Origin of the sequence: Streptococcus marimammalium DSM 18627, assembly GCF_000380045.1 — a bacterium.
In the GTDB taxonomy this organism is placed as follows: domain Bacteria; phylum Bacillota; class Bacilli; order Lactobacillales; family Streptococcaceae; genus Streptococcus; species Streptococcus marimammalium.
Window position 1 is genome coordinate 179,850 of record NZ_KB904340.1, and the last position, 16,324, is coordinate 196,173.

General features: G+C 30.4%; 13 protein-coding genes. All 13 read right to left on the reverse strand.

Annotated elements, in window-relative coordinates; translation table 11 throughout:
- Positions 1 to 28 precede the first annotated feature (28 nt).
- Positions 29 to 3,649, reverse strand: a complete 3,621-nt coding sequence (gene addA, locus A3I1_RS0102400) for a helicase-exonuclease AddAB subunit AddA (protein WP_018369731.1) — start codon at positions 3,647 to 3,649, stop codon at positions 29 to 31.
- On the reverse strand, positions 3,646 to 6,891 hold the full coding sequence (rexB, locus tag A3I1_RS0102405; protein ID WP_018369732.1) for an ATP-dependent nuclease subunit B: 3,246 nt from the start codon (positions 6,889 to 6,891) through the stop codon (positions 3,646 to 3,648). Before rexB ends, addA begins: the two co-directional genes overlap by 4 nt.
- A 91-nt stretch (positions 6,892 to 6,982) precedes the next feature.
- Complete coding sequence (locus tag A3I1_RS0102410; protein WP_018369733.1) at positions 6,983 to 8,860, reverse strand: ABC-F family ATP-binding cassette domain-containing protein; 1,878 nt, start codon at positions 8,858 to 8,860, stop codon at positions 6,983 to 6,985.
- Positions 8,841 to 10,064, reverse strand: a complete 1,224-nt coding sequence (locus tag A3I1_RS0102415; RefSeq protein WP_018369734.1) for a CCA tRNA nucleotidyltransferase — start codon at positions 10,062 to 10,064, stop codon at positions 8,841 to 8,843. The genes A3I1_RS0102410 and A3I1_RS0102415 overlap by 20 nt, the downstream gene beginning before the upstream one ends.
- A 68-nt stretch (positions 10,065 to 10,132) precedes the next feature.
- Positions 10,133 to 10,987, reverse strand: coding sequence for a DegV family protein (locus A3I1_RS0102420; protein ID WP_018369735.1), 855 nt, complete (start codon positions 10,985 to 10,987; stop codon positions 10,133 to 10,135).
- Positions 10,988 to 10,990: 3 nt separating this feature from the next.
- On the reverse strand, positions 10,991 to 11,365 hold the full coding sequence (locus A3I1_RS0102425; RefSeq protein ID WP_018369736.1) for a DUF1149 family protein: 375 nt from the start codon (positions 11,363 to 11,365) through the stop codon (positions 10,991 to 10,993).
- 95 nt (positions 11,366 to 11,460) lie between these two features.
- The gene (locus tag A3I1_RS0102430) at positions 11,461 to 12,462 is read right to left on the reverse strand and encodes an NAD(P)/FAD-dependent oxidoreductase (protein ID WP_018369737.1); all 1,002 of its coding nucleotides are present in this window, start codon (positions 12,460 to 12,462) and stop codon (positions 11,461 to 11,463) included.
- A gap of 41 nt (positions 12,463 to 12,503) precedes the next feature.
- The gene (trmD, locus tag A3I1_RS0102435; protein WP_018369738.1) at positions 12,504 to 13,232 is read right to left on the reverse strand and encodes a tRNA (guanosine(37)-N1)-methyltransferase TrmD; all 729 of its coding nucleotides are present in this window, start codon (positions 13,230 to 13,232) and stop codon (positions 12,504 to 12,506) included.
- Positions 13,222 to 13,740: a ribosome maturation factor RimM gene (gene rimM / locus A3I1_RS0102440; protein ID WP_018369739.1), complete on the reverse strand. Its 519-nt coding sequence runs from the start codon at positions 13,738 to 13,740 to the stop codon at positions 13,222 to 13,224. Before rimM ends, trmD begins: the two co-directional genes overlap by 11 nt.
- 134 nt (positions 13,741 to 13,874) lie before the next feature.
- A complete protein-coding gene (locus A3I1_RS0102445) occupies positions 13,875 to 14,114 on the reverse strand; it encodes a KH domain-containing protein (protein ID WP_018369740.1) in 240 nt (79 codons plus the stop codon).
- Positions 14,115 to 14,119: 5 nt separating this feature from the next.
- Positions 14,120 to 14,392 (reverse strand): 30S ribosomal protein S16, encoded by a 273-nt coding sequence (rpsP, locus tag A3I1_RS0102450; RefSeq protein ID WP_026216737.1) that lies wholly within the window; start codon positions 14,390 to 14,392, stop codon positions 14,120 to 14,122.
- Between the two features lie 101 nt (positions 14,393 to 14,493).
- Positions 14,494 to 15,111 carry a VTT domain-containing protein gene (locus tag A3I1_RS0102455; RefSeq protein WP_018369742.1) on the reverse strand — a complete coding sequence of 206 codons (618 nt, stop codon included), beginning with the start codon at positions 15,109 to 15,111 and terminating at the stop codon, positions 14,494 to 14,496.
- A complete protein-coding gene (locus tag A3I1_RS0102460; RefSeq protein ID WP_018369743.1) occupies positions 15,104 to 16,321 on the reverse strand; it encodes an ABC transporter permease in 1,218 nt (405 codons plus the stop codon). The genes A3I1_RS0102455 and A3I1_RS0102460 overlap by 8 nt, the downstream gene beginning before the upstream one ends.
- Positions 16,322 to 16,324 lie beyond the last annotated feature (3 nt).

A 16,324-nucleotide genomic window follows, 5' to 3' on the forward strand; every position in this document is an offset into this window, starting at 1 on the left:
AAAAAGAAGTTGCTAAAGCAACTTCTTTTTAATATTTAACTATTTCCAAATCCTTTCCACCCAATAAGACTAGATATTTTTCTACTGACTCAATTTGATAAGATTTTTGTAAAGCTTTAGCATATAAAGACATCTGTTCTTGGTATCGTTTTTTCAATGTACTAGCATCTTGAAATTTATCAGTTTTATAATCAAACAAAATAATCTTATCCTTACATTTGATAAAACCATCTATTATTCCTCTGATTACAAATGGTTCTTGACTTAATGGATCAATCTCCAACATAGCAAAAGGAGCTTCACGGTACAATTTATCAGTGTTTTTAATTATTGTTTGACCAAGTTCTGTTGTAAAAAAGTTTAAAATTTTTGAAATATCTATCTTTTTTTTGATTGCATCAGAAGCATCAACAAAGGTAAGAGTTTCTTTAATAAGATCAGTTGTTAGATTTTCTGTAATTGGTAGACGTTGCATCAATTCGTGTACTGCTGATCCTAGTTGGGTTGCTGTAACACTTTTTTGATTTGAGAAATCAGGAAAATTAAAATTGACATCAGGTTGATATTTTGTCATTACTACCATCTCACTGGTTTCCATAATCGGTTCATAAAAAGTTTTTATTTGACTTGGTGTTTTAACCATTGGTAAATTTATTGCTGCTTCATATTGTTTATTTAGTTTATCTACATTTTCTAAGATGTCAAGTGCTCGTTTAATATCATCATTTTGACGATTATTCTTTAAATCATTTGTAGGAATTGGATTCATTTGTTTTATTTGACCAATTTTATCTGGAGTCAGATCAGATTGCTCTACAAATTTAACCTTTAGAGTATTTGATGTTTTGGAAAAAGCTTCCATAACTGCTAAAACCCAATCCTGGAAACTGCTAAAACGTTCTCTACTAGAGACTGTTAATTTTCCATTTTTTGCCTTTCCATCATATCGATTTGCTAATTTTTCTTGGCTGCCTTTACCAACAAGATAAAGTTTTTTCTCAGCTCTTGTCATAGCAACATAAAGTAAACGCATTTGTTCTGATAAACCAGCCAAGGTTAATTCTTGTTGATTTTGTTGATAAGGCAATGTTTTCATTGAAACTAAAAGATAAGGTAACTGTGTATTATTTCCAAATTCCTCTTTCATATCAACCAACAGTTTGATACCAATACCATTGTCTCGACTTAAAATTATGGGTGCAGTTTCATCTCTTTTGTCAAAGCGTTTATCCATATTGAGAATAAAGACATATGGAAATTGTAGACCTTTACTTTTATGAATGGTCATCAAGCTAACAGCTTCTTTAGGTGCTACTACTTCAACATCAGCCAAATCATTTTCAGTTTCAATAATTTTATCAATCATTCTAATAAAACGAGATAAACCTTTAAAACCTGTTGTTTCAAACTGATCAGCTCTGGTTGTTAGAGCATATAAATTAGCTTGTCTTTGCTCACCATTAGGTAAGAGACCAACATAATCGTAGTAATGTCGATCATTGTAGATTTTCCACATCAAATCATACAATCCGTGAGACTTTGTAAAACAACGCCATGACTCTAATGTTTTATAAAATCGTGTTAATTTTTGATGGTCTTTTTCTCTGATTAGTTCAGGATGAGACCCTTTTTTATTAAGAGCAAGCAAGAGTTTCTCATAAAAATAGAGTTTACCATTATTATCCCCTTGAAGAGAGAGGCGCGTCATTTCATCTTCATCAAAAGAAAACATCGGTGATCTTAAAAGAGCAACAAGTGCATAGTCATTTAAAGGATTATCGATGACTCTTAAAGTATCTAACATTACCATGATTTCAATAGACTGAAGATAATGTTGTTCCCCACCATCAGAAACAAGAGGAATACCATATTTTTCAAAAGTTCTCACAATTGCATTATTACGTGTTCTAGAAGATACAAGAAGTGTTATATCATTAAAAGAAACATTTTTTTCATTTCTAAGCCTAATAATTTCTTTTGCTACCATTTCAACTTCAAAAACAGTTAAATCATCATCAACAACTGCTTCACTTAAATTACTGTCAGTATCATAAATTAAAAATTCTGTATGGTTTTCTTCACTGGCCAAAAGCTGTTCTTTGCTACCAGCCAATAGACTATGTGTGTCATTATAGTCAATATCACCAACTCTTTCATCCATTAATCGGCTAAAGATTGCATTTGTTGCATCTAGTACTTCCATTTGACTTCGAAAATTTTCCTTGAGTAAAATAAGTCGACCATTTTCAGGATTTTTTTGATAATCTTTAAATTTATGATTAAAAATTTGTGGATCTGCCTGTCGAAAACGATAAATGGATTGCTTGATATCGCCAACCATAAAACGATTATTACCAGAAGATAACAATTCCAGCATTTTTTCCTGACTATGATTAGTATCTTGATATTCATCAACCATGACTTCATGGTATTTTTTTTGAAAACTATGACGAACAGACTCGTTTTCTTCCAAAAGTTGAATAGCAAAATGACTAATATCAGCAAATTCAAAAGCATTTTCAAATTTTTTACGCCTTAAGTATTCAATATGAAAATCAGTCATAAAATCTTTTAAAAGTGTAATCAAGGGTATAGCTTTCTCTTGATAACGAATAATAGTATCAATATGTTTAAATTGATTAATAAACTGATGTAAAGAAGTATACAGGTTGTATTTTTGTCCACCAACTGTCACTTCATTTCCACTCGGTAACAATGCCTCTATAGTTAGAGCTAACTGGGAAAGATCGAGTTTATTATGATTATTTTCTAACTCATGAGCTGACTCTCTTAAAATAGTAAAAAGATTTTGATGCTTTTTATAGTTAGCTGTGGGAATTCCTTGTTTGGTAGTTTGTTTGTATTCAGGTAGATTTGTTAAATCCTCCAGTTGATTCGCCACACTATACATTTCGTCACAAAATTTTTCAATCATAATGATTGGTAAATCATGAATAGTTACAAATTGTTTAGCAGCCTTATTAAAAGTCAAATTTAGCCAATTTAAAGGATCACTTGTTGATTGGATAAATTGATGAATAGTATCAATAACTTGATAAAATCCTGTAGTATCTTTTCTTTGACCTGAAAAATTATTCACTAATCTATTGAATAAAACAACTTTATCATCTGTCATGTATTTGTCAAACAAAGTATCAAAAACTTCATGTTTTATAATATCTTGTTCACTTTTATCTTGTAAAATACGAAACTGTGGAGGAAGACCAAGTAAGTAGCCGTATTGAGCAACAACTTTTTGAGTAAAAGCATCCATTGTACCAATATCAGCATGTTGAAGCCGTGCAATTTGTAAGGAAAGATGATGGCGAACATCATTATCAGTAGTTTTTTGTATTTCCTTAGTTAATTTTGACTCCAAGCGTTCCTTTAATTCAGTTGCAGCCTTAACTGTAAAAGTGGAAATAAAAAGTTCTTCAATATTAACACCTCTTTTTAGTTTATCAAGAATGCGTTCAACCATAACAAAGGTTTTCCCTGATCCAGCCGATGCCGAGACTAAGATATTTTGACCGTTATTATATATGGCTTCTATTTGTTCACTTGTTCTTTTTTGTTGTTTATCAGAGAGTTTTTCTTCTTCTTGTAATAATTTTATCTCTTCAACAGTTAAAAAGGGAAGTTGTCTCATCTCTTAATCTCTCCTTTCATCTGTTCTATAATTAATCGATGTTGTTCTTTACGTGGAAAAGTTTTTAATTGACGGGCTTTTGACAGATGTAAATTTGCTTCAAATCGAGTAATAGCTTTAAACTGCTCACCAGTAACTGATTTATTATCTTTGCTGTACGGATTAATTGCATAATGACCTGATAAGATTTTTTTTGCCGCATCTCGATAAAGTTTTTCATTATAAGCTATCATAATTTCTAAATCATTTTCTGAAAAAGTTGATCGTTTATTGGCATAGAGATGATTTAATTCTTGACTATTTTCTTCTAAAAATAATCCTTTATACTTTAATTCCTCTATAGATTTAGGTAAAACATCTGATAAAGATTTTATTTTATCAAGTGAAAGAATGGGATTTTTCATATGTAAATACATGGCGCCAAAAATACTATTTATCTGTTTAAATTCTTTAGTATTTTTTAAAGCAGCAATATAAGTGATAAGTTGGGGGCTTAAGCAATTGTAAAAATCAGATAAATTGAATTTTTTATCACTAGATTTATAATCAACCACACCATAACTATTTGAGTTGGCTAAGTAATCTAGTCTATCAATTTTTCCTTTGATATTAACCAATCTACCATCATCTAAAGTAAGGGTATTTTGGTTATTAGTACCAAAAACAACTTCTTGTGCTACTACTTCAATTAGAGAATTATCTTTTAACATAAAAGCAGTCTGTTTAACAATATCAAGTAAAATTGTTTTTGAAAATTGACTTTTTTTATCATGTTGATAAAGCTTCATAAAGATAGGCTCAAGGCTAACAGTTTTAATTGCTAAAAGTAGTTTTTCATCAAAAGTATTTGAGCTCTTATCTGCCATAAGTAATTCAAAAATACGATGGAGATAGTTCCCGTGCTGGCTTGCATCAGGATGAATGGAATCTTGTTCTTTAAGACCTAGAACATATTTTAAAAAATATTTATATTCATTTTCATAAAAATCTGTTAAAGCTGAAGCTGATAATTGTAAATAATTTTCTTTAGGAAATTTAACCGCTAATGTATCTCTTGCTAAAGAAACAACTTCTAAATTCTCATTTGGAATAGGTAGGAAAATATCTTCTTCTTCTAGTTTTTTCTTCAATACCCTTACAACAACTGACCAAAAAGTCTTTTCTTGTTTATCCAAATCTTCTTGTTGAATCTCTTCTTGGTAAAAATCAACCAAACGATTTAAAAGGCTGCTATAGTTTCCTAAATCATCAGGATTAATAGTAGTTAATTGATGATTTTTTTTAATAGTTGGTAGTCCAATTTGTTTAAGAACTTGTATATATGGAGAGGTCATTTCTTGACTGTCATTAATAATACTTGGACTTGAAAGAACTAATTCTTTTGTGCCTGCATTAAAAAGAGACAAAGCTACAAAATGATTTTTTTTCATCATTTCTTGACTAGGAATATCAAAATAAGCTATTTTTTTAGTGGTTTTGTTAATAACCAAACGCTCTTCATCAGTTATAAGACCAGTATTTTTAGAAGCCTTAGGGAAATGAGATTGACTAAGGCCAATTGCATAAACAAATTGATTAGTGTGGGGTTCAATTAAATCATACGATTTCACATTAACAACATCTAATGTAGCAGGCACAATACGATAATTTGCTGATAACATCCCAACCCTAAGAAAATTTAAAAAAGAGGCTATATCCAATTTATCATTTTTAAAGATAATTCGAAATTGTTCTAGAATATGACAAAAAGTTTTCCAAACTTCTTGATGTTTTTCTATTTCTTCTTGACTTGATTTCTTAGCCAAATTTTCTAAATGGCTATTGAGACTCACATCTGTTAGAAGTTTAATAAAATTTTCTAATAACCCCTTTGCAGTTTTACTGTGGCTGTTAAAGAAAATTAAAAGAGGTGCCATTACTCTTTGTCTAATGTTATTTATTTTTTCAAGGTCAAATTGTTCTTTATTATTATGAATGAATTCACGAGAAAAAGCTGCTTTTCCTTTGATATCAGCATAATTAATGTATTGTTCAAAGATATCAAGTTCCATTTGAGAAAATTTTCCAAATAATCCTGATTTTAGAAGATTGAGGAGATCTTCTGCTCTAAAATGATATCGTTTTAATCGCTCAAGTGAATCAATAAAATGAACAAGAGGATGATGGCTCATTGATTCTGGTTTTGAAAGATAGAAGGGAATCTGGTATTTTTCAAAAATAGTTTTGATATTAAGATAATAACTATCTACATCACCTAAGAGCACCAGAATATCCTTATATCGATAACCTTTGTGAAGCTTTGATCGAATTGCCTTTGCAACTTGTTCAATTTCTTCTTTTTGATGACTTACCTCCCATATAGTGATAGGAGAATTTTTAGGAATAGTTAATTCTTTGGTTGTCTCAGAAAAATCATAAAGAGTTTCAATTGTTTTAGAGAGTTTAGAAAAAAAAGTTTCTGTGGTTTTTGCTATGTATTCAGGTTTTACAAAAAATAAAGAAGATAAATGCGTGAGAAAATCAACACCAGCTTGATAGATATTTCCTTCGATATAATTTGATTGATAGGCCTTTTGACTAGCATAACAACCAACAATAATCTCTGATACTTTTTCATCTAATAATTTGATGAGATGTTCTTCTTCAGCTGAAAATCTAGTAAAACCATCAATAATAAGCACAACATCTGCTAAAGAATTATCAAGAAAACCAGAAGATACTTGTCTTGAAAAATAATCTAGCGGAGAAATACTTTCAAAATGATTATTAACAAGTTCTTCTTCTAAAGCCATAAAAATCTTTAATAAATCTTGGAATTTAGGACTATCCATTTCTGATAGCTCCAATAAATTCATATTTGCTGTTTTTAGTTCCTTATGAAGATTGACTAACTGATCAATAAAATTAGGATCTTTTCTCAAAAGTCCATAAATAGGTAAATCCTCCTCAGAAAATTTAGCTAATATTTTTTGAAAAAGCATAAAAAGACCGATATCATCAATACTTGTTCTTCTATTCTTATTATTAAGTGTAAAATAACGTGCCATTTGGGTAAAACGTGTAACCGTAATTGCAAATGAAGCTTGTTTAGGTAACAAACTAAGAACACGTCGTTCCTTTTCAAAAGATAGAGAGTTTGGAGCAATATAAAAAACTCTTTTTCCTTTTAAAGCATAATCATAAGATTTATTTGCTAATATATCAGACATGTTATTATAAATATCTGTGTATAATAATTTCATTTCATCACCACTCTAAGTTTCTTAGTTATTATTATAACAAAAAAGCCCATCAAGTGGGCTGAATTAGTCATGAAAAGAGATACCAAAATATTTATTGACTCAATTGACTAAGGTAATCATAACGCTCATATTTATCAAGAAGCTCATCATTTTTTTCGTCTAGTTCTTTTTGAAGATTAGCTAATTGACTATAATCACTTGAAGCCTCAAGCATCTTTTTTTCTATCTGAGTGATACTTTCTTCTAATTGTTCTATAGTGACTTCAATTGTTTCCCATTCTTGTTTTTCAAAGTAAGACATTCTTTTTTTTCCTGACTCATGTTTTCTTTCTGTCTTACCTTTTAATGGTACTTCTTTTTGTTGTTCTTCTTTTAGGCGAATTTGAAAATTTTTTTCATCTAGGTAATCGGTATAGTTTCCATAAAATATCTTGATGGTATTATTTTCAAAAGCTAAAATTTTAGTTGCTACCTTGTCTAAAAAGTAACGATCATGACTAACAGTGATGACTGGGCCATTAAAATTCTCTAAAAAACGCTCAAGAACTGTCAAAGTAGCAATATCAAGATCATTGGTCGGTTCATCCAATAAAAGAACATTTGGTTTTTCAATGAGAAGTTTTAATAGGTAAAGACGTTTTTTTTCACCTCCTGATAGCTTTGAAATCAAGCTACCATGACTTGATCTTGGAAATAAAAATTGTTCTAATAATTCACTAACACTTGTGATACCAACTTTTGTTTTAACCTCATCAGCAACTTCTTGGAGATAATTAATAAGGCGTTTACTTTCGTCTATTTCCTTAATTTGTTGTGAAAAATAACCTATTCTAACTGTTTCACCAATTGATAAATGACCTGAGGTTGGAGTGATATCTCCTGAAATCAGATTTAGAAGAGTTGATTTACCAACACCGTTATCACCAACAATACCAATTCTATCCTTATTTTGAATTAATAAATTAAAATCTTTGATAATAGATTTATCTGAAAAGCAAAAAGAGACATTTTCAAAAGAAATAACTTTTTTTCCAATACGTGTGGAATCAAAGTTTATTTCCATATTGTTTGAGGTCACATCATTTTTTACCTCTTTTTCTAACTTTTCAAAACGACTTATTCGTGCCTGTTGTTTAGTTGCCCTAGCTTGAGGCTGTGTACGCATCCAAGATAATTCATGTTTATAGAGCTGTTTTTTCTTGTGGAGACTATTAACTTCTCTTTCATCTTGTTCAGCTTTTAAACGAACATAATCTTGATAATTACCTTGATATTCTGTTAAAGAGGCATTAGCTAATTCAAAAATACGAGTTGAAATCATATCTAAAAAATAACGATCATGGGTAATAAATAAGACAGTTTTACGACTATTTTTTAGATAGTCTGATAACCAAGAGATGGTATGTATATCTAAGTGATTAGTAGGTTCATCAAGTAATAAAAGATCACTATCACATAAAAGTACTTGAGCAAGTTGAACACGTCTTTTAAGACCACCAGACAGTTGTGAAATTGTCTGATTGAGATTGTTAATACTAAGTTTTGATAAGACAGTTTTAACTTCACTTTCAATAGACCAGGCATCAATTGCAGTCATTTCAGACATCACTTTTTCTAAACGTGCTTGATTATCTTTAGAATAGTCCATCATCAATGATTCATATTCTTTAATTAGTCTCATTTCTTTTAGATCTTCTGATAAAACCGTATCAAGTACAGTTTTTGAATCATCAAAAACTGGGTTTTGTTTAAGATATGCAATCTTATAATCATTTGCATGGGAAAAAGGGGAAACATCTCCATCAAAACCTAATTCTTTAGAAATAACTTCTAGAAGAGTTGTTTTTCCTGTACCGTTAACACCAATAATACCAATACGATCAAGAGGATGTATCATAAAGGAAATCTTTTGAAAAACAGTTTTGTCACCAATCGTTTTGGTCAAATTATCAACTGAAAAATGACTCATCAACTAATCTCCTTTCAACAAATCTAAAAATTTTCTCTTGACAGTTCTCTAAATTCCCTCCAACAATTTCTGTTTCAATCTCATTTAAGAGCATTCCAAGTTTTGGCCCAGGAGATAAATGATATTGAGACATAAGTTGCCGTCCATTAACAACTATTTCACTTTTGTTATGAATGATAAGTTCGCTATCTAATTTACTAATTCTTTCTTGGTTAACCGTTAAACCCTTAGCTTCTCGCAATGATTCAACTTGATAAAGAATATCTTTTCCAAATCGATAAACATCTTGGCTTGAAAAGGATCTCTCAAGTCTAATGTGGTAAACAGTAATGAGATTTTCAACAGTTTTTTGAAATTCATTTGATGTTTTCCATTTTTTTAAAAATCCTTTGATACTTTTTACTTGAATGCTCATCAAAAGATTTGCCCAAGCTTGTTCAGAAGTTTCAAATTGAAAACTTGGAGCTAATTCATCAAGCATCAATTGCAAGTTTTTTTTACAATTTTTTAATCCTGGTAAAAAAAGATAAACATCACATAAAATTAATTGTTTAAGACCTTTTTGCCAAAAAGATGACATTAACAATTTATCTAGCTCAATAAAAACACGTTCAACAGAAATATTTTCCAGTAAATTTGCGTTAGCCTTCATTGCAGATAACGTTTTTTCTTCAATTGTAAAACCTAGGCTTGAAACAAAACGCAAACCTCTCATAATTCTTAAGGCATCTTCGTAAAAACGTTCACTGGCATCACCAACAGCTCTTAAAGTCTTTTTTTCTAAATCCTGTAATCCACCAAATAAATCAATGACTTCAGACTCATTGTTTAAAGCAAAAGCATTAACAGTAAAGTCTCTTCTTTTCAAGTCTTCCTTTAGAGAGCGCACAAAATGAACCTGACTTGGTCTACGAAAATCAACATAGCCCTCCTCGGTTCTAAAAGTAGTTACTTCATATTCTTCTTCATCAAAAAGAACTAATACTGTGCCATGTTCTATACCTATATCAACTGTTCTTGGAAATATTTTTTTAATTTCTTCAGGATATGCATTTGTAGCAATATCAACATCATGAATGGGATGATCTAAGATAACATCTCGAACACTTCCACCGACAAAATAGGCTTCATAACCATATTCTTTTATCCTAGATAAAATTGGTAAAGCCTTCTGAAATTCAGAAGGCAACGTTTTTAATTTCATCATTTTTCCCACTATCTTTTAATGACTAAATAAATGCGTTACAATAAAAATTATTGATAAAAGTAATTTTACTCATCACCAGCTGAAGGAGTAAAAGCAATAGCAACCGCCCCTTTTCCTAGATGGGCTGCAATAGCACAACTAAAAGTAGTAATTAAAATATTACCTTGGTAATTAGATTGTAAAATTAAATCTCTTATCTTCTCAGCTTTTTCTATGGCATTAGCATGAACAATTGAAACATCAAATGTATGATTTGATGTCACATCATTTAAAATTTCAATGAGTCGATTATGAGCTTTTTTCTCAGTTCTAACTCTTTCAAAAAGCTCTAAACTGCCATTATTAAAATATATGATTGGTTTTATACTTAAAAGATTACCTATTAAAGCAGAACCATTTGACAAACGTCCACCTTTTACTAGATGATTTAAATCATCAACAACAACATAAGCTCCTGACCCAGAAATTTGTTGCAATAAATCTCTTTCAATAATCGAAAATGGATGACCAGCCTCATAGGAAGCAATAGTATTTTCAACAAGCATTCTAAGAGGAAAACTACAAATTTTAGTGTCGGGAAAACGAATCGTTAAATGACTATATTCATCAACTAAATAGTGAATATTTTGATAAAAACCAGAAATACCACTTGATAAGAATAGACCAATGACATGAGTATAGTTTTCTTTTGAAAGACAAGCCAACACATCATCCAAATCAGCAAGACTTGGTTGACTAGTTGTTGGAAATTCCTGTGCTGTTTCCATTTTTTTATAGAAATCATCAATTTCTAAATTTTTGCCTTCTATAAAAGTTTCATTATCAATGATAACTGGTATATCTAATACAAACACATTATTTTTCTTCTTAAAACTCTCATCTAGATTAGCAGATGAGTCTGTAATAACAGCTAATTTCATTAACTAAAACTCCAAGTTTAAACCAGCTCTATCAAGAGCAATTTCAGACACCTCATAGGTTAATCTTTTGAGAATATCTAGTAATGGAGAAGCTAAGTCTTTAGCTTCTTCTTGCGAAAATTCATTTGGTTGATTAATAATACGATCTTTAATGAGATTTAGTTGAGAAATCATGCCACTCACAACAAAATCTTCTTGAACAATGATAAATTGAAGCGTTGACACAATAGTTGTTTGTCTCTTCTCCATATTTTTTTCTACCAATTTAAATTTTACTTCAACAGTTGTCTCTGGTGTACCATTTTCTTTTTCCCACTCTAAATTACGAGCATCATAATGGTATTGGTTTACAAATTCTTTTTGACGAACAATTTCCATCTTTTTCTCCTTACTAACAATTACTGTTTATTATAGCATATTTCAATAACTTCTTAAAGTTATTACGCATTATTGCTATTTAAGTAAAATCTATTTTATTTATTTATAAGACTAGTCGAGTGAACTACACGATTATCTCTTTCTGGATAGATAAGTTTAATAGCCTCGTTTACTGCAATTGGTGCCTCACCAAAACCTGTAGCAATAAGTGATAGTTTGCAATCATAAATTGCTGCATCACCAACTGCAAAGACTCCTTTATGACTTGATTCAAAAGACGAAGAAACTTTGATACTTGTTCTTTGACTATCAACTGGCCAATTTTTAAGATTCTTATTTGAATTAGTAAAACCATAGCTAACAATTAGGTCATCTAAGAAAAGAGTTGTCACTTGTTTGTCTTTAACTTCTTGAATAGTGAGTTGAGTGATAACTCCATTATTAGCTGCAAAAGAAACAGGAATAAATGGGGTTAAAAGTCTTACAGATGATTTTTTCAAAAGTGAAACACTATGTTCATGAGCACGAAATTCTTTACGTCGATGAACAAGAGTAACGCTTTTTGCAATTTTTTCTAATTCCAAAGCCCAATCAACTGCTGAATCTCCCCCACCACAGATAATAACGTTTCTATTTTTAAATTTTTCAAGCGATTTAATATGGTAATAAAGATTTGTTTGCTCAAATTCTTCTTCTTTTTCTAATCCTAATTTTCTTGGTGAAAATGCACCATTGCCACAAGCGAAAATAATAGTTTTAGAATGGTGAATAGTCTTTGAGGTATTTATCACAAAAATATCATTAATTTTTTTAAATGTTTGTACCTCTTCTTTTAAACAAATAGTCAATTTATCTGAAACTAAATCTAGTTGTTTAATTAAGTTAGATACTAAATCTTTTCCTAAAATAGAAGGATAAGCAGGAATATCAAAAATCTTTTTTTCTGGGTATAAAATAGCTGGTTGACCACCCAGCTCAGACAAGCTTTCAATAATCTTTACTCGTACACCACGTAAACCAGCATAAAAAGCAGTGAAAAGACCAACAGGGCCTCCTCCAACTATAGTAATATCGTACACATCTTCTTTTGAACGCATTATTTCTCCACTATAACTATAAACATCATTTCATTATAAATTTACTGAGATGATTTTAACTCTTCTTTAATTTCTGATAACATCATTTCTTCTTCATTTGTCATGAAATAATTTTCTAATAAATCAGGACGTTTCTGATAAGTTTTTTTAAGACTTTCTTTTAAACGCCACCTTCTAATGTTTTCATGGTGCCCACTCATTAAAACATCTGGTACTTTCATTCCTCTAAAATCATATGGGCGTGTGTATTGGGGATATTCTAATAAACCTGAAGAAAAACTATCTTCTTGATGACTAGCCTCTTTACCAATCACATTTGGGATAAGACGAACTGTAGCATCTATAATAGCCATAGCAGCTAATTCCCCTCCTGTTAAGATAAAATCTCCCAAAGAAATTTCATCTGTTACCAATTCTTTAATTCGTTCATCATAACCTTCATAATGACCACAAATAAAAATAAGATTTTCTTCTTTGGCTAATTCTTCTGCATATGACTGAGACATTTGACGCCCAGCTGGTTCCAATAGAATTATTCTAGCATTTTGTGAATCTATTTTAGCAATAGTATCAAAAATTGGTTGAGCTCTTAAGAGCATCCCATGCCCACCGCCATAGGGTTCATCATCAACATGTCTGGCTTTTTCAGCATTTTCTCTAAAATTATAATAATTAATATCAACTAAACCTTTTTCTTGAGCCTTACCAACAATAGAGTGCTTTAAAGGAGAAAACATTTCTGGAAATAAAGTTAAAATATTAATCTTCATCGTCTAATCCTTCTAGTATATCAACATCTATCTTTTTTTCAGCAAGATTAACAGATAAAACCACTGAAGGGATATAGGGAAGTAACAAGTCTTTTTTTCCCTTTCTTTGAACAACCCAAACATCATTAGCACCAGGCTGTAAAATCTCTTTAATTTCACCAATATAGTGATTTTTTTCATAGACTGATAAGCCAATGATTTCATGATAATAAAATTCATCTGTGGCGAGTGGTGACAAAAATTCTTCAGAGATTTTCAAAGAATAATTCTTAAATTTTTCAACCTCATTGATATGATAAAGCCCTTTAAATTTAAGGATGTCAAAATTTTTATGTTGACGATGGCTTTCAACGTCAAGATTTCTAACAAATTGATTATTTTTGTCAAAAAGTGCTAATTGGCTGCCAACCTTATATCTTTCAAAGACAAAATCAGTCACACTCAAAACACGAACCTCACCTTTTAAACCTTGTGTATTCACAATCTTGCCAACATTAAAATAGTTCATAGTAACTCCATTTATCTTGTTTTATTCATTTTATCATTTTAAATTGTAATAAACAAGATTCTCTATTACACTTCCCAAATATAAACTTTCTAATGTAAATTAAATAGTAATAATAAAAAGCAGTAGGCAAGCTACTACTTTTCATCGATAACAATTCTAACTTTTTTACCTTGTGTTGGTACAGAATAAACAATTGATCTTATTGCAGTAATTGTACGTCCTTTTCTGCCAATAATGCGACCAACATCGTTTGCATCTAAATCAAGATGGTACTCTAAAAATTCTGGAGTATCCTGAATTTTGATTGAGAAATTTTCTGGATGTGAAATAAGAGGTTTCACAATTGCAATAATAAGATTTTCTATTGTATCCATAAGCCTTATTTCGTAAATTTAGATTCATGGAATTTTTTCATAATTCCAGCTTTTGAGAAGATACTGCGAACAGTGTCAGAAGGTTGTGCACCTTTAGATAACCAATCAAGAACACGTTCTTCTTTAAGTGTTACTTGGTTTTCTGCTAAAAGTGGATTATAAGTTCCAACTGTCTCAACAAAACGTCCATCACGTGGTGCACGTGAGTCTGCAACATTAATACGGTAAAAAGGTTTTTTTCTTGAACCCATACGAGTTAAGCGAATTTTAACTGCCATTTGTCTCTCTTTTCTTTTTTTATTAATATTATAACAATATTCTTCATTCATTATAACATAAAAAAAATAAGTGTCAAGAAAAAATCTTGACACCATTACCATTAGAAAAAGTTTTTAACTAACTGACCACCATAAATCCAAAAATAACTGTATGAAATAATTGAAATAGGTTTTGTAATTAAAATAATGGTAATAAATTTACGATAACTCATTTTGGTCAATCCAGTAACCATAACAAGAATATCAGCTGGTGATACTGGAGATAACATATTTAAGATAAAAAAATATTCATAGGTTGGGCTAGATAATTTATTTTCATAATAATCTAGTTGTTTCTCTTTAGTGAACAATAATATAAATTTTCGACCATAGTTTCTAGTAATTGCAAATAAAATAATACTTCCAATGATAATGCCAATATAATTAAGAAGAAATCCAATTATTGGTCCAAATGCTATGAAACCAACTACTGTAGTAACACCACCAGGAATAATAGGGATTATAACTTGAACAATTTGAATAATAAAAAATAAAATTGTTCCGCAAAAAAGATGTTCTTTTATTAATTGTGCTAAAGCATCAGGATTATTTAAAATATCTAATCCTTTAATAAGATAAATAACAAGGGCAATTGATAAAATAATTGAAACAATCCCTAAAATATGGAATATTTTTTTTAATTTTTCATACTTTTCTTTTCGGTTAATTAGCCTATTCATATCTTAAAGCCTCAATTGGATCTAACTTACTAGCTTTATTTGCTGGAAGAATACCAAAAATAATACCAATAAGAGCTGAGAAAATAATACTTCCAATAGCAACCGGTATTGAAACACTTGGATGCATATCTGGTAATGATTGATCGATAAGAGTAGTTACGCCGTAGGCAATAATCAAGCCAATCAGACCACCTAGCATAGTTAATACCATAGACTCAATTAAAAATTGAGTTAATATATTTCCTCTTGTTGCGCCTAACGCTTTTCTAAGACCAATTTCTCTAGTTCTTTCAGTGACAGAAACAAGCATAATATTCATAACACCTATTCCACCCACCAATAGCGAAATGCCGGCAATTGAGCCAATTACTGTTGTCATAACGCCAAAAGCTTCGTTAATATTATTTAAAACTTCTTCTAGGTTATAAGTCTTATAGGTTCCATTTTGAGCACCTGATAAGTTGGTCAATTTCTGACCTGCTTCTTCACCTAAAATCGAAGCATTTTTAACATCATCTACATGAATGTATATCATACTGATTTCATCAACATTAAATTCAGCTGATAATTGTGTGTTGGCCATAATTGCAGTTCCATCATTTGGTAGACCTGAAATCATTCCTGACTCCTCTATTTGTTCTTTATAGATACCAACAACAAGATAAGCCTTATCACCCACAGAAACAACTTGATTTAAAGCATTTTCTGGACTATCAAAAAGTTTCTTTGCTAGTTTTGTATCAAGCATTATAATACGAGAAAATTTTTGAAAATCAATTGTTTGAAAAGAACGGCCAGCTACAATTTCTATTTCTTTCACATCAAAATAAGTTTGATTTACGCCAGTCACATTAATGTTTTCAGCTTTTTTTGATTTAAAATCGATCGTTGCTGTTGTCATATTGGTGACATAATAGTTATCGATTCCTTTTGTTTCCATAACTATTTGTTGTAGCCATTCTTCTTTAATTTGGGGTGGTTTATAGTCCATAAAATTTTCTTCTATTAAATCAAACGAATCAGGCTCATAGTATAACTGAATGTCTTGTTGATCAGAAGTGAAGATACTTGTCACTTGTTCTTTCATTCCCTGACCAAGTGCCATAATGATAACTACAGAGGTTACACCAATAATAATACCAAGCATGGTTAAAAGTGATCTCATTTTATGACTCAAAATGGAAGTCAGAGCAAATTTCCAATGTTCCATAAC

Bases quoted from the DNA above. Each gene is read 5' to 3' on its own strand.
- addA (WP_018369731.1), bottom strand. From the start codon at position 3,649: ATGAGACAACTTCCCTTTTTAACTGTTGAAGAGATAAAATTATTACAA.
- rexB (WP_018369732.1), bottom strand. From the start codon at position 6,891: ATGAAATTATTATACACAGATATTTATAATAACATGTCTGATATATTA.
- A3I1_RS0102410 (WP_018369733.1), bottom strand. From the start codon at position 8,860: ATGAGTCATTTTTCAGTTGATAATTTGACCAAAACGATTGGTGACAAA.
- A3I1_RS0102415 (WP_018369734.1), bottom strand. From the start codon at position 10,064: ATGAAATTAAAAACGTTGCCTTCTGAATTTCAGAAGGCTTTACCAATT.
- A3I1_RS0102420 (WP_018369735.1), bottom strand. From the start codon at position 10,987: ATGAAATTAGCTGTTATTACAGACTCATCTGCTAATCTAGATGAGAGT.
- A3I1_RS0102425 (WP_018369736.1), bottom strand. From the start codon at position 11,365: ATGGAAATTGTTCGTCAAAAAGAATTTGTAAACCAATACCATTATGAT.
- A3I1_RS0102430 (WP_018369737.1), bottom strand. From the start codon at position 12,462: ATGCGTTCAAAAGAAGATGTGTACGATATTACTATAGTTGGAGGAGGC.
- trmD (WP_018369738.1), bottom strand. From the start codon at position 13,232: ATGAAGATTAATATTTTAACTTTATTTCCAGAAATGTTTTCTCCTTTA.
- rimM (WP_018369739.1), bottom strand. From the start codon at position 13,740: ATGAACTATTTTAATGTTGGCAAGATTGTGAATACACAAGGTTTAAAA.
- A3I1_RS0102445 (WP_018369740.1), bottom strand. From the start codon at position 14,114: ATGGATACAATAGAAAATCTTATTATTGCAATTGTGAAACCTCTTATT.
- rpsP (WP_026216737.1), bottom strand. From the start codon at position 14,392: ATGGCAGTTAAAATTCGCTTAACTCGTATGGGTTCAAGAAAAAAACCT.
- A3I1_RS0102455 (WP_018369742.1), bottom strand. From the start codon at position 15,111: ATGAATAGGCTAATTAACCGAAAAGAAAAGTATGAAAAATTAAAAAAA.
- A3I1_RS0102460 (WP_018369743.1), bottom strand. From the start codon at position 16,321: ATGGAACATTGGAAATTTGCTCTGACTTCCATTTTGAGTCATAAAATG.